Source organism: Kitasatospora sp. NPDC059327, from assembly GCF_042752535.1.
GTDB lineage: Bacteria > Actinomycetota > Actinomycetes > Streptomycetales > Streptomycetaceae > Kitasatospora.
Window position 1 is genome coordinate 44,028 of the sequence record NZ_JBHYYB010000059.1, and the last position, 13,511, is coordinate 57,538.

At 77.3% G+C, this 13,511-nt stretch carries 10 protein-coding genes; 7 read left to right on the forward strand and 3 right to left on the reverse strand.

Annotated elements, in window-relative coordinates; translation table 11 throughout:
• From ACFXHB_RS29440 to ACFXHB_RS29460, 5 genes are all read left to right on the forward strand, one after another.
• Positions 1-726 (forward strand): glycerophosphodiester phosphodiesterase, encoded by a 726-nt coding sequence (locus ACFXHB_RS29440; RefSeq protein ID WP_380577715.1) that lies wholly within the window; start codon positions 1-3, stop codon positions 724-726.
• Positions 723-1,829 (forward strand): winged helix DNA-binding domain-containing protein, encoded by a 1,107-nt coding sequence (locus tag ACFXHB_RS29445; RefSeq protein WP_380577716.1) that lies wholly within the window; start codon positions 723-725, stop codon positions 1,827-1,829. The genes ACFXHB_RS29440 and ACFXHB_RS29445 overlap by 4 nt, the downstream gene beginning before the upstream one ends.
• Positions 1,830-1,988: 159 nt before the next feature.
• Entirely contained in the window at positions 1,989-2,420 is a 432-nt protein-coding gene (locus tag ACFXHB_RS29450) for a hypothetical protein (RefSeq protein ID WP_380577717.1), read from the forward strand.
• Between the two features lie 129 nt (positions 2,421-2,549).
• Complete coding sequence (locus ACFXHB_RS29455) at positions 2,550-3,737, forward strand: AI-2E family transporter (protein WP_380577718.1); 1,188 nt, start codon at positions 2,550-2,552, stop codon at positions 3,735-3,737.
• A gap of 121 nt (positions 3,738-3,858) precedes the next feature.
• Entirely contained in the window at positions 3,859-4,743 is an 885-nt protein-coding gene (locus tag ACFXHB_RS29460; protein WP_380577719.1) for a virginiamycin B lyase, read from the forward strand.
• Positions 4,744-4,796: 53 nt separating this feature from the next.
• On the opposite strand, the gene ACFXHB_RS29465 is transcribed toward ACFXHB_RS29460, so the two are convergent.
• From ACFXHB_RS29465 to lanM, 3 genes are all read right to left on the reverse strand, one after another.
• Positions 4,797-7,880 (reverse strand): AAA family ATPase, encoded by a 3,084-nt coding sequence (locus ACFXHB_RS29465; protein ID WP_380577720.1) that lies wholly within the window; start codon positions 7,878-7,880, stop codon positions 4,797-4,799.
• A 308-nt stretch (positions 7,881-8,188) separates the two neighbouring features.
• Positions 8,189-8,374 carry a hypothetical protein gene (locus ACFXHB_RS29470; RefSeq protein ID WP_380577721.1) on the reverse strand — a complete coding sequence of 62 codons (186 nt, stop codon included), beginning with the start codon at positions 8,372-8,374 and terminating at the stop codon, positions 8,189-8,191.
• Between the two features lie 112 nt (positions 8,375-8,486).
• Positions 8,487-11,591: a type 2 lanthipeptide synthetase LanM gene (lanM, locus tag ACFXHB_RS29475; RefSeq protein WP_380577722.1), complete on the reverse strand. Its 3,105-nt coding sequence runs from the start codon at positions 11,589-11,591 to the stop codon at positions 8,487-8,489.
• Positions 11,592-11,998: 407 nt separating this feature from the next.
• Here lanM and ACFXHB_RS29480 point away from each other — a divergent pair, with 407 nt between their 5' ends.
• Positions 11,999-12,841: a sigma 54 modulation/S30EA ribosomal C-terminal domain-containing protein gene (locus tag ACFXHB_RS29480; protein WP_380577723.1), complete on the forward strand. Its 843-nt coding sequence runs from the start codon at positions 11,999-12,001 to the stop codon at positions 12,839-12,841.
• Between the two features lie 41 nt (positions 12,842-12,882).
• Positions 12,883-13,380, forward strand: a complete 498-nt coding sequence (locus ACFXHB_RS29485; protein WP_380577725.1) for a pyridoxamine 5'-phosphate oxidase family protein — start codon at positions 12,883-12,885, stop codon at positions 13,378-13,380.
• Positions 13,381-13,511: the final 131 nt, after the last annotated feature.

Here is a 13,511-nt window from a genome sequence, read left to right on the forward strand (position 1 = left end):
ATGAATGCCACCACCGGCCCGAACGCCGTCCGTCGCCCGGTCCTTGCCGTCGCCCACCGGGGCGACCCGTACCGGTACCGCGAGAACACCCTGCCCTCGGTCGAGTCCGCCCTGGCCGCCGGTGCCGACGCGGTGGAGGTCGACGTCCGGCTCACCCGCGACGGAGTGCCCGTCCTGCTGCACGACGAGACCCTCGAACGCCTCTGGGCCGACCCGCGTCCGCTGCGCCGGGTGACCCTCGACCAGCTCGACGAGCTGCGCGACGGAGCCCTCGCCGTGCCCACGCTCGCCGAGGCGCTCAAGGCCGTGGCCGCCACCCCCGCCGCCCGGTTGCTGATCGACCTGGACGACCCGCACCCCGTCGCCGCCACCTGGTCGGTCGTCGCCGGTCTCGGCGCCGAGCACCGCGTCGCGTTCTGCGGGCCCGCCACCGCGATGCTCGCCGTCCGCGCCCTCGCCCCGGACGCGGAGGTCGCGCTGACCTGGAAGCAGCCGCGGCTGCCCGCCCGCGCCCTGCTGGACGACCTGCGCCCGCGCTTCCTCAACCCGCCGTTCGGCCTGGTCACCCCCGAGTTCACCGCCGCCGCCCACGACGCCGGCCTCGCCGTCTCCACCTGGACCGCCGACCTGCGCCGCACCATGCGCCGACTGCGCGCCGCCGGGGTGGACTCGATCACCAGCAACCGGATCGACGTGCTGCGCGCCGTGCTGGACGGGCGTCGATGACCGCGGCGCGGGTGCTGGGGGCCCGCGCGCTCGGCCGGGCCCTGCTGGCCCGTCAGCACCTGCTCGCCCGCGGCACCGTGACCCCGGCCGCGATGATCCACCACCTCGGCGGACTCCAGGCGCAGGCCGTGCCGCAGCCGCCCCACCTCGGGCTGCTCAGCCGGTTGGAAGGCTTCGCCCCCGAGGGGCTCGACGAGCTGATCGAGCGGCGCGCGGTGGTCCGGACCGCCCTCCAGCGCGGCACCATCCACCTGGTCACGGCGGACGACTGCCTGACGCTGCGCCCGCTCCTGCAGCCCGTGTTCGACCAGGGCCTGCGCGCCGCCTACGGCAAGCGGCTGGTCGGGGTGGACCTCGCCGCGCTGGGCGCGGAGGCCCGGGCCCTGCTGGAGGAGCGGCCCCGCACCTTCCAGGACCTCGGCGCACTGCTCGCCGTGACCCGGCCCGGCCGCGACCCGGCGGCGCTGGCCCAGGCCGCGCGCTGCCTGTTGCCGCTCGTCCAGGTGCCGCCGCGCGGTCTCTGGGGCCGCAGCGGGCCCGCGGCCCACACGACCGCGGAGTCCTGGCTGGGCCGCCCGCTGGACGGGGAGCCCTCGCTCGAAGGCCTGGCCCTGCGCTACCTCGCCGCCTTCGGCCCGGCGACGGTGGCCGATCTGCAGAAGTGGTGCGGCCTCAGCCGGCTCACCGCCGTGCTCAAGCGGCTCGCGCCGGACCTGGTGACCTTCCGCGACGAGCACGACCGGCTGCTGTACGACCTGCCGGACGCGCCCCGGCCCGACCCGGCCGTTCCCGCGCCGGTGCGGCTGCTGGCCCCGTTCGACAACCTGCTGCTCTCGCACGCCGACCGCACCCGGGTGCTGCCCGAGGAGTACCGGCCCCGGGTGATGACGCCGAACGGCATCGTGCTCGGCACCCTGCTGGTCGACGGCCTGGTCGCCGGGAGCTGGCAGCTGACCGAGGACCGGAGCGGCGGGAGCGCGGTACTGGTCCGGCCGTTCGCGGCGCTGGGCCGGGGGGAACGGCGGGAGGCGCTGGCGGAGGCCGAGCGGGTGCTCGCCTTTGCCGGCCGTGGCGGTGAGGTCCGCTTCGAGGAGGCCGGGTAGTTCCGCAGTTCGACCCGGGAACGGTTGTGCGGGGAGCCGGTCCCGATGGGGTGAGGCTCCGCGATTCCTCCGTGCACGGTCGGGTTGGCGCCGCTTGAATCGGCTCACCCAATGGTCAGCGGTGTCCGCGCGGCACCGCGTCGCAGAACGGAGCCGACCGTGGCCCCCGTACCCAACGGCGTCTACGCCATCACCAGGCCGTACGAGCAGCTGATCACCTTGCTGGAGCCGAAGGACCTCGCGGTGCTGCTGTCGCCGACCGGGGAGCCGGGGCAGCAGGAATGGCAGCTTGAGGGGCTCGACGACGGCACCGTCCAGATTCGCAATCTGCGGCACGAGACGTTCCTGACCTATGACGACGAGCCGAACATCAACGAGATGATCATGGGGAGCACCGAGCCCCGGAAGTGGTCGCTCCGCCAGGCGGCCGAGCCGTTCGGCTTCCACGTGGTCGTCCCGGGCGGCCCGATCGACGGGGTCGAGCTGGCGTTGGACCTCAGCCTGCTGAGGATCTTCCCGCCGCGCCTCGCGCTGCGCCCGCTGGACGTCAACGATCAGCGGCAGGCATGGACGTTCGAGTTCCACGAGTAGGGACGCGCGACCGGGTGCCCGGGCCGGAGGCGGCCGGCCCGGGCGCGCCGGATACGGCATAACGGGCGATTGGTCAGATCATCTGCTGAGATGGGGCGATGGGACCGGTCGAGGCGGGCGGAGGTGGACATGTCCGGGGAGCTCCCGTCCGGCAGGACTCCCGACGAGCGGCGGTCGGACCACCGCAGGCCGTACCTGATGCTGCCGCCCCCGGTCCGGGCGGCCGCCGCCTGGTCGGTCGCGGTCATCCTCCTGATCACCGTCGCCTCGCTGGTCGTCTTCGCGCTGGTCGAACTCCGCGCGGCGACCGTCCCGGTCATCCTGGCGCTGCTCGGCACCTCGCTGCTCTACCCCGTGATGCCGTGGATGGTCCGCCGCGGGATGGGCCGCGGCCTGGCCGCCGGACTGACCTGCGCCCTGCTGGTCACCGCCGTCGGCGGAGTGATCGCCCTGCTGGTCAACTCCCTGGTGCACAGCGCCCCGCAGATCGCCACCTCGCTCCAGGAGGCCGGTGACCGGCTCGCCGACTGGCTCGGACCGGTCGGCGAGAAGATCCGCCACGCGCTGGACAACGCCTCCGGCGAGACCAGCTCGCTGCTCTCCACGGTGACCAACGGCGTGCTCTCGGGCCTCGGTCTGGCCACCCAGATCCTCACCGGCGCCGTGCTGGCGCTGGCCCTGGTCTTCTTCTTCCTGCGTGACGGCCACCGCACTCCGCAGGCCCTCCGCGCGCACCTCCCGGCCGGCAGCGCCGAGACAGTCATCGCCTGCGCGGACCGGGCGTTCGAGGCGATGGCCGGGTTCATGCGCGGCACGACCCTGATCGCCCTGATCGACGCCTTCTTCATCACCGTCGGCCTGCTCCTGCTCGACATCCCCGGTGCGCCCGGGCTCGGCGCGCTGGTCTTCATGGGCGCCTACATCCCGTTCGTCGGGGCGTTCCTCTCCGGGACGGTGGCCGTCCTGGTCGCCCTGGCCGACGGGGGGTTGGGGACGGCGCTCTGGGCACTCGGCATCGTCCTCGCCGTCCAGGCCGTCGAGGGGAACATCCTCCAGCCGGTGATCCAGAGCCGCACCGTGGAGTTGCACCCGGCCACCATCATGGTCGCCGTGGTGGCGGGCGCGGGTATCGCCGGCATCCTGGGCGCGCTGCTGGCCGTCCCGATCTGCGCCGCCGGGGTCGGGGTGATCTCGGTGCTGCGGGGCGCCGCCGACCCCGTCCGGTCCGGCCGCCGGGGCCCGGGAGGGGCTGAACCCGCGCCGGCCGACGGGGGCGGACCGGACCGGGAGCGGGAGGCGACGGCGGGTCAGGAGTAGCTCCGGTCCGGCCTGCCGGGCGTGCGACGCCGGACCGGGCCGGGGGAGCGGCCGCCCGGACCGGCGGCGGGGGAGTGTGCCACTATTAATGCGACTGATGTCGCGATAGTGGGGAGCGGGGATGAGCGGGAGCATCGAGCGGTTCCGGGTGTCGGAGGGCGGGGCCGGGCCCTACGGCGTCGCGGTGGGGCCGGACGGCGGGGTCTGGTTCACGCTGGTGCACGCCGGGGAGGTCGGGCGGCTGGCGGCGGACGGGTCGGTGCGGCGCTTCGCGGTGGGGGCGGCCGGGTCCGGTCCGTCGGTGATCACGGTCGGTCCGGACGGCGCCCTCTGGTACACCCGGACGCGGGACCACCGGATCGGGCGGATCGACACCGGGGGGCGGCAGCACTCGTTCGAACTGCCGACGGCGGGGGCCGGGCCGTTCGGGATCGCCACCGGACCGGACGGCGCGCTCTGGTTCACCGAGCTGAACGCGGACCGGATCGGCCGGATCACCGTGGACGGCCGGGTGACGGAGTATCCGCTCCCGGTGTCCGGCGCCTTTCCGTCGATGATCACGGCCGGGTCGGACGGCGCGCTCTGGTTCACCCTCAACCAGGCCGGCGCCGTCGGTCGGATCACCGTCGACGGGGAGATCGCCGTCCACCCGCTGCCGACCGAGGGGGCCGCGCCCGTGGGCATCACCGCCGGCGGTGACGGCGCGCTCTGGTTCGTCGACATCGGCGCCGGCCAGGTCGGCCGGATCACGGTGGACGGCCGGGTGACCGAGTACCCGCTGCCCGACCGGGCCGCCCGCCCGCACGCCGTCGCGGCCGCCCCCGACGGGCGGCTCTGGTTCACCGAGTGGGCCGGCAACCGGATCGTCTCCCTCACCGCCGACGGCCGCCGCACCGGGTACGACCTGCCCGTCCCGGCCGCCGAGCCGCACGGCATCGCCGTCGGTCCGGACGGCGTGGTGTACGCGGCCCTGGAGATCGGCGAGATCGTCCGGCTGACTCCCTGAGGGGACGGCCGGCGGGGAGCGCGGGTGGCGCGCCGGCCCGGGGCGGGCGTCGCTCAGCCCACCGGTTGCGGGGACGGGCCCGGGCCCCCGTCGCCGGGCCCGGCGCAGAGCTCGGCGGCGAGGTCGCAGAGCGCCGCGCGGTCCGGGCGGCCGGTCTTGGCCAGCAGGTTCGCCACGTGCTTCTCCACCGTACGGGGGGAGATGGACAGGGCCCGGGCCAACTGCTGATTGCCGGGGCGGTCGGTGAGCAGGGCGAAGACCTCGTACTCGCGCAGCGTCACCCCGGTCGCGCGCAGCCCGGCCGGGATGGCGTCGCGGCCGCCGCGGTGCTGGGCGACACTGGCGCCCGCCCGGCGCAGCAGGGCCCGGCAGGCGGCGGCGACCGGCTGGATCCCGGCCTCGTGGAAGTACTCCTCGGCGGTGCGCAGCCAGCCCACCGGATCGCCCCAGCCGTCGCCGAGGGCGGCTTCGGCGGTGAGCCGCAGCGCCAGGTGGTGGGCGAGCGGGAACGGCGCCGCGGCCGCGCGGGCCTCGCCGACCGCTCGGACGGCGTCCTCCGGACGGCCCTCGCGGCCGAGCAGCACCGCCTCGGCGAAGCCCAGGAACTGGCGGTTCCAGGCGAGTTCGGTGGCGGGCGCGGCCATCGCCCGGGTGAGCTCGGGGCGTTGCCAGGTGCCCTCGGCCACCTCCAGCAGCGGGTGCAGCCCGTGGCGGCCGGCCAGGTAGAAGACGTTGGGGTGCTCCCGCTCCCAGGCGAGGCCGGCGGCCAGTTCGGCCCGGGCCTCCGCGCGGTCCTCGGCGAGCAGGGCGCCGACGGCCCGGCAGAGGCCGTGCCGCAGGGGCATCAGGAAGGACTCCTCGCCGCCGGCCTGGCGGAACTTGACGAGAGCGCGCTCCATCTCGCGGCCGCGGCCCCGGTGGGCGGCGAGGGTCGCGGAGCCGAGCAGCAGGTACCGGTGGGCGGGCACGTTGTTCAGCCGGGCGGTGGCGTCCAGGCAGCGGTCGACGATGTCCCGGGCGGTGCGCCACTCGCCGCGCAGTACGGCGTTCATGGCGAGCAGGCCGTCCAGGGTCTGGGTGAGCACGATCGCGCCGAGCCCGGCGGCGGCCTCCCGGGCACGTTCGAGGCGGGCGCCGTCGCCGGTGCGCATGAAGGCGTTGGCACCCAGCCGAAGCAGCGCCTCCACGCGCCAGACGGGCAGGGCGTGGGTCTCGGCCACCGCGAGCATGCGTTCCAGGCAGGCGTCGGCGTCGTCGAAGCCGCGCTCGCGGGCCAGCAGGGCGAGCAACTGCCAGGCCTGGCAGGCGACCACCGGCAGTCCGGAGCGCTCGGCCACCTCGGCGGCCCGGCGGGCGAGGACCTCGGTCCGGGCGAGGCGGGCCCGCCCCGGGTGCTCGTCGCGGTGGTCCTCGCCGGGCTGCCCCCCGTCGGCGCGGCTCTCCCCGGGGGCCCGGCCGGGGTCGGCGGCGGGGCCGGGCACATGGTCGGGCAGGAGCGCCAGGTGGCCCTCGACGACGACGAGCGCGGCGTCCTGGCCGGGGCGCGGGTGCGCGCCGGAGAGGGTGCGGGCGGCGGTGACCTGGGCGGCGGCCTCGGGAGCGCGCTCGGCCATCACGGCGGCCCAGGCGAGCCGGGTGTGCAGGTCGACCCGGCGGTCGACGGCCGGACCGCGGCCGCCGGGGTGCTGGGCGGCCGCCGGCTCCGGCCGGACCGGGGGCAGCGTGCGAACCAGCTCGAACGCCCGGTCCAGCTGACCGGCCTCGGCCAGGGCGGGCAGCAACTGTTCGGTGACGGCGGCCCGTTCGGCGTCCCCGGCGAGCTCGTGCGCGCGCTCCAGCAGGACCACCGCCGACCCGGCGGCGCCGGCCTCCAGGACGCGCCGTCCGGCTTCGGCGAAGTGCACGGCCGCGCCGGACCGGTCGCCACCGGCCAGCAGCAGGGAGGCCACCAACTGGCGCCGCTCGTCGGCGAGGTCCGGATCGGCCCGGAGGATCGCCCGGGCCGCCCGGCGGGCCACCGCCGCCCGCTCGGCCGGTGCCAGGGCGGCGGTGACGGCACCGGCGGTGAGGGTGTGGCGGAAGGCGTAGCGGTCCGGGGCGGCGCCGTCGGGCACGATCACGTTGGCCTCGGAGGCCGACCGCAGATGGCTGAAGAGCGTCCGGTCGTCGTACCCGGTGATCAGCTGGACGGTGGTGACCGAGAACCGGCTGCCCAGGGTGGCGGCGGTGACCAGGAGGTCGCGCACGGGCGGGTCCAGTTGGTCGATCCGCCGGCCCCAGCTGCGGACGATGGTGCTGGGCACGCCGGTCCCGAGCCCGCCGGACACCTCCCAGCGGCCGCCGGAGCGGTGCAGCGCGCCGCCGGCCAGCATGTCCGCCAGCAGTTCCTCGATCAGGTAGGGGCAGCCGTCGCCGCGTTCGGCCAGTGTCTCCAGGACGGGCGCCGGCACGTCGGCGGGCTCGCTCTCCAGGACGGCGGCGGCCATCGCCCGGACGTCGGCGGCCGGCAGCGGGCGCAGTTCGGTGACGGTGGCGGCGCGTCGGCGCTCGGCGGCCCGTACCAGGTCCAGCGCCGGGCCGGGTTCGGCCCGCAGGGTGCCGACGAGCAGGACGGGCAGGCCGGCCAGGTTGTCGACCAGGTACTCCAGGACGGCGACCGTCTCCGCGTCGGTGTCGTGCAGGTCCTCCAGGAGCAGCACGCAGCCCTGGTCCCGGCCGAGGACGGCGAGCAGGCGCAGCAGCGCCTCGGCGAGCTCGACGACCGTCTCGGGGTAGACACCGGCCGTCGGGGCCGCCGCCCCGCGCCACTCGGGGACGAGCCGGGCGAGGGCGGGGCGGTACGGGTCGAGTTCGCGGTCGGTGGGCGGGCCGGCGGCCCGGAAGCGGGAGGAGAGCGCCTCGATCAGCGGCCGGAACGGGGTGACCGTCCCGGTGGAGCTGCCGCGTCCGCGCAGCACCGGCTGGCCCGTCCCGTAGGCCTGGTAGGCGCACTCGCCGGCCAGCCGGGACTTGCCGATGCCGGCCTCGCCGAGCAGGAAGACCGCCCGTCCGGACCGCTGCCGGGCGGCGGCGAGCGCGCTGCCGAGCAGGCCGAGCTCGGCAGTCCGGCCGACGGTGATCGACGAAGTGGTCCGCATGGCCGCAGGCTACTTGACGACCTGTCCGATCTGTAGAGTGGTGAATCGGCCACGAAGCGAACACGGCTCCGGCACCGGATGGTTGCCGTACGACCACATCGGCGAGAGGCCCCTCCGGTCCGCCACCGGGGGGCTGCCCGGTCCCCGGTGGCGGACCGACGGTCGCGAGGGCCGCGACGATCGGGACGTGCCGGTCACGGCCGGAACGGCCGGGGCACGCGGGACGGCCGTGACGCGCGGGCCGCCGCGGTCGCCGTCCGCCCGGTCGGTGCCGGGCGCCCGTACGGTGGCCGTCGCGCCGGGTGCGGTCAGATCGGCACGGTCATGGTGGGGAACTCGAAGGCCGGTGCCGTGCCGCCGGCGGACAGCAGCTGCGAACGCAGGCCCAGCCCGCCGCCGGCCCGCAGCCGGATCTCCCCGGCGGGGTGGTCCACCGCCTCGTCGGGCCGTGTGTCCGGCTGCTTCCGGCTCAGTGCCGGGTCGGTGTCGTTCATGGGTGCGGTACTCCCATTCGTCATTGAGCGAGTGATGGCGTGGTCGGGCACGGGCGAGGGGCGCTCGCCCGCCGCGCCGCCGCGGTCGTCGTGGACGGTGGACGGCGTGCGGTCAGGGGGCCGGCCGGTCGGCCGGGATGAGGGCGCGCAGCAGCAGGGCGGGCGGCACCCGCTCGGGGAACCCCAGTCGGAGCAGCCCGTGGCCGATCCCGGCCAGGCCGGTGAGCAGGCCCGGGTGCGGCACCGCCCCGGGGGTGCCGCAGTGCGGGCCGTCCTGGTCGACGCCGGTCAGCAGCGCGCCCGCCCGGCGCACCCACGGCGTCCGCCCCGCGGCCGGGCCGCCGCGGCCGAGCAGCTCCAGCACGCCCGCCTCGCCGTGACACAGGCTCTGGTCGGCCGACGCCGCGGCGCGCGCGGTGTTGCGGACGGCGCGCTGGGCCCAGTCGGTGAGCCGCCGGTCCTCCCGGGCGAGCGGGCTGTCGGCCACCGCGAGGGCGATGCCGGGCCGCCCCCGGCACCAGGAGGACTCCCGGGCCCGCGCGGCCGTGGCGGCGTGCAGGGCGGCCAGGCCCGCCCGGTGGTGCGGGCCGTCGACGGGCTCCCCGACGGCCTCCGCGTACCGCAGCAGCGCCCAGCCGGTGCCCGCCGAGCCGTGGGCGAAGCCGGTACCGGCGGGTGTCGGCGCGTCGGCGAGCCGGTCGGCGCAGGCCGCCGCGGCCGACAGGGCCTCGGGCCGGCCGGTGGCGGTGTGGACGGCGAGCAGCGCGGCCAGGCCGCCGGCGGTGCCGCTGTGCACACCGGTGTCCGTCTCGCGGGCGGCGGCGGCCGCGGTGAGCGCGACCGCCGGGCCGGTCCACTGCCGGATCAGCGGGTCGTCCAGGGTGCGGCCGATCTCGGTGAGCGCGTAGGCGATGCCGCCGAGACCGGCGAAGGCGCCCGAGCCGACGGCGGCCGGCCGGTCGGGGTGCGCGCCGAGGCTGTCGAGCAGACCGGGCACGGGCGACAGTGCCCGGCGGGCGACCTCGGCGTAGCGGTCGGAGCCGGTCAGGGCGGCCAGTTGGGCGAGGAACAGCGCGGTGCCGGTGTACCCGCCGGCCAGGTCGGCGCCGAGCGGCCGGACCCGCCAGTAGCGGTCGGCGAGCAGTTCCAGGCCGAGCCAGTTGGTGCGCGCCCGCCCCCGGTACGCGGCCGCGACCAACTGGTCGCCCACCCCCCGGGCGGCGGCCAGGAGTTGCTCGGGCTCGGGGGCGGTGGCCCAGACGTTGTCCGGCGCCGGGCGGCCGGGGCGGTGCGCGGGAGTCCCGGCGGTGCCCGCCATCGCGGCCCGGACGATCCACTCCTGGTCCTTGCGGTCGACCTCGCCGAGGGCCGCCAGCTTCGCCTCGACGCGGGCCAGACCGGTCTCGGCGAGCACGCCGGGGAGCCGGCGGCCGGCCGAGGTCCACAGATCGCGGCTGCCCGGGCGGGTGGTGAAGAGCGGGACGTCACCGGAGCGGAGGTCGGCGAGTTCGTGGTCGGCCAGCTCCGGGCGCCCCGGGTCGGCGACGGCGTCGGTGCGCAGCAGCTCCAGGACCGCGCCCCGGGCGGCCGCGTCGCGCAGGACGTCCGGGTGGGTCGACTCGTCCAGCAGCCGTGCGTACACCCGGGTGGCGCGTGGCACCACCCGGACCTCGGCCTCGGCGAAGGAGCGCAACAGGCCTCGGGGGCCGAGGAGTTGGCCGCGACCGGCGACGATGGCGGTGTATCCGGCGCGGAATCCGGCCACCAGTGCCTCGGTGTGCTCGGCCGGGTCGGCGGGCGCGCCGTCCAGCCAGGGCCGGTTGCGCGCCTCGGCGAGCGGGCGGGCGCGCCGCACCAGCCGCATCTCGTCGGTGCCGGCGTTCGCCCAGTCCACGCCCTCGACCGGGGAGACGGCCCGCCGGCCGCCGCCGATGCCGGAGACGTCCACGGCGCCGTCGTCGCCGAGCAGCAACTGCGGCAGCAGACCGACCCGGTGGACCGACTCCTCCAGGGCCCGGGCCGCCGGGTCCTGCGCCGGGGCGGGCCGGGCCGGCGGGTGGAACAGGGTCTCGACGTCCACCAGTACCGGCTGCTCCCCGGCGGCGACGAGGTTCTCGTAGTGCAGGTCGGTGCCGTCCAGGGCGTGCAGCAGGGCCAGCAGGGCGCCCTGGCGCCGGTAGAACCGCTCGACCTCGTAGCCGGTGCGGCAGGGGCGGGCCTCGGCGAACTCCGTCCAGCCGTAGTCGCCCCGGTCCAGCAGGCCGAGCGCGCGCAGCCGGGGCACGCCGGGTTGCGCGTCGAGCCAGCCGAGCAGGGTGTTGAAGTGCCGGTGGGCGGCGGGCGGCCGGGGCCGGTGCACCACGGCGGCGCCGCTCGCGAAGTGCAGCACCGCGACGGCGCGGCCGCGTCGGTGGCGGTCGCCGGCCTCCGACTCGACGGCCACCAGGGGCCCGGGGTCGGTGCCGCGCCACAGACCGGCGACCAGCTGCGGCCGGTCGGCGGCGAAGCGGGTGAGCAGTTCGGTGTGCGCGTCGACGGCGTCCAGACAGGTCCGCGCGAGCAGCCGGGCGAGCACGGGGTACTCGCGCAGCAGCGCGGCGAGGCCGTCGCGGCGGGCGGTGAGCGCGAGGAAGGCGCGGAACCGTTCCTGCGGGGTGCCGCCGGCGAGCCGCCCGGCGGCCCGCGCGGTGTGCAGTTCCAGTACCAGGGTGCGGGCGGCGATCCGGGCCAGGCGCTCGGCGAGGCGGGCCGTGAACCCGGCCCGCAGGGCGGGGACGTCCAGCACGCCGGGCCGGCCGGACCGGTGGGCGGCGGGGTCGAGCGCGGCCGGCAGCCGGACCAGGGCGCGTTCGGCGAAGGGCGCGAGGACCAGGGCGAACCCGGTCAGCCCGGGGTAGGCGGCGCGCGGCACGATCGGCCGGACGGGTGCGGAGGCGACGGCGGCCTCGGTGAAGGCGGCCCAGTCGGGGCGGCCGGCCGGGCGGGGCAGGCCGGGGGTCAGCGCCCGCTCCCACCAGACGGGCCGGTCCGTCCGGGCCCGCGGGTGCCGCGAAGGCCGGGACGTGGGGGCCGGGGCCGGTGCCGGGGCGAGAGCGCGGGCCCGGACCGGGGCGTCGCCGGGCATCGGAGGGTGCGGCGTCGTGGCGGCCTTGACGGACGCCGGTGCGACCGGGCCCTGAACCGGTGCGCCGCCCCCGTCGGGGTGCGCTCTGCGCACGGCGTCCACCTCTGCCACCACCGCACCTCCGATGCCGCGAGAGGACCGCGTCGCCGTCGAAGCCGCCGCCCTCGCTGCCGATCCTTGTCCTGCTGTGGCCGCCGGGGCATGGGGGACGGGCCCCCATCTTTGTGGCACCGCGCCCGCATGATCCGGGGCCGGGCTTGGCGTCCGCGTGGTCGGGCGCGGGTGGGGCCGGGGGCGCGGGTACGGGCGCGCGGGCGCGTGCCGGGGGCGCTCGTGGTGCTGGGCGGGCGCGGGCCGGGTGGCGGGCGCGGGTGGGTCGTTCGGCCCTTCCCCGTCCCGCCCGGCGGCGGGATCGTGAGCGCCGCACGGGTGTGCGAGGCGCACCGGTGGGAAGACGTGACGGGACGGCGAACGGCGTGACTGGACAGGAGAGGCCTGAGGTGGGCGAGTTGGTCGCGATACAGGTGGGCGAGGGGCTTTCGCGGGGCGTCGGGATCGACGCCAGGGACCGGATCGCGGCGGTGGTGGGCGGGGCGGACGCCCTGGTCGAGGCGGTCCGGGTGCGGATCCGGCCGATCGGCGCGGCGAGCGTGCTGGCGCAGGTCAACGCCGAGGTGGACGGCCGGCGGATCCGCGTCCAGGAGGCCGCCGCCGACCGGGCGGCGGCCCTGGACCTGCTGGCCGACGGGCTGCGCGCCCGGATCGCGGCCGCCACCACCGGATGGACGCCGCTGCCGTGGCCGCGCCGGGTGGGCGGGCGCGGTCTGCTGTCCGGTATTCCGGCGCAGGGCGGGCCGTCGCGCGCCGTCCGGGCGCCGCTGCCCGCCGGGGCGGCTCCCGTCGCCGCGCACCCGTGCACCGGGCTCCCGCACACCGGCCTCCCGTTGACGTCCTCGGCCGGGCCGCGTCACATCGCCCGGCGCAAGGAGGCCCACCTGGTCTGGTGCTCGCCGGACGCGGCGGCCCGGACCATGGACGCGATGGACTTCGACGTCCACCTGTTCACCGACCCGGCCACCGAGACCGATGCCGTCGTCCACCGGATCGGCCCCACCGGCTACCGGCTCGCGCGCACCGCCGCCGCCGGCCCGCCCACCCGGCCGGCCGTCCCGTTCACCCTGAGCCCGTTCGGCGCACCGGAACTGACGGAGCTCCAGGCCGTCGACCGGCTCTGCGCCGCGGATCTGCCGTTCCTGTTCTTCGCCCAGCCCGGGACGCGGCGCGGCCGGGTGCTCTACCGGCGCTTCGACGGTCTGCTCGGCCTGATCACGGCCACCTCGTGAGCGACCGGGCCGTGCGCCACCGGCTGCGCACGCTGCGCCGGCTGGCCGGGCAGCCCGCCGCCGGTCGGTGCCGACCGCCCGCGGGGGTGGCCCCGCCGCGCCGGCTGGTACCGATCGAACGGGCCGAAGCGCTGCGGCTGTTGGGCGGTGTCCCGTTCGGGCGGATCGTGTTCACCGTCCGGGCGCTGCCGGCCGTCCGCCCGGTCAACCACCTGCTCGTCGACGACACCGTGGTGATCCGCACCCACGACGCGGCCGCGCTGGGCGCGGCCGCCCTCGGGGCGGACGCGGCGGGCGTCGTGGTCGCGTACGAGGCCGACGCCATCGATCCGTGGACCAGGCTCGGCTGGAGCGTGGTCGTCACCGGCTACGCCCGCCCGGTCACCGACCCGGTCCGACTGGCCCGCTACGGGGAGTTGTTGACGCCCTGGGTGGACGCCGCGACGGACCACACCGTGGCCATCCAGCCGGACCTGGTGACGGGCTACCGGCTGACCGCGGCCGGGTCGTCCGGGGGCGGGGCGGTCGCCGGTCGGTAGCGCTGCCGTGCCGCCGGGTCCCCCGCCGGCGGCCCGAGGGGAGGCCCGAGGGGAGGCCCGAGGCGGGCGGGGTGGGTGCGGTGGGGCGCACGGCGGAGCGCCGGCGCGGGTGTCGTGACGGGCCTCGGCCC

Excerpts from the sequence above, each read along its gene's own strand:
- ACFXHB_RS29440 (WP_380577715.1), top strand. The coding sequence starts at position 1 with ATGAATGCCACCACCGGCCCGAACGCCGTCCGTCGCCCGGTCCTTGCC.
- ACFXHB_RS29445 (WP_380577716.1), top strand. The coding sequence starts at position 723 with ATGACCGCGGCGCGGGTGCTGGGGGCCCGCGCGCTCGGCCGGGCCCTG.
- ACFXHB_RS29455 (WP_380577718.1), top strand. The coding sequence starts at position 2,550 with ATGTCCGGGGAGCTCCCGTCCGGCAGGACTCCCGACGAGCGGCGGTCG.
- ACFXHB_RS29460 (WP_380577719.1), top strand. The coding sequence starts at position 3,859 with ATGAGCGGGAGCATCGAGCGGTTCCGGGTGTCGGAGGGCGGGGCCGGG.
- ACFXHB_RS29465 (WP_380577720.1), bottom strand. The coding sequence starts at position 7,880 with ATGCGGACCACTTCGTCGATCACCGTCGGCCGGACTGCCGAGCTCGGC.
- ACFXHB_RS29470 (WP_380577721.1), bottom strand. The coding sequence starts at position 8,374 with ATGAACGACACCGACCCGGCACTGAGCCGGAAGCAGCCGGACACACGG.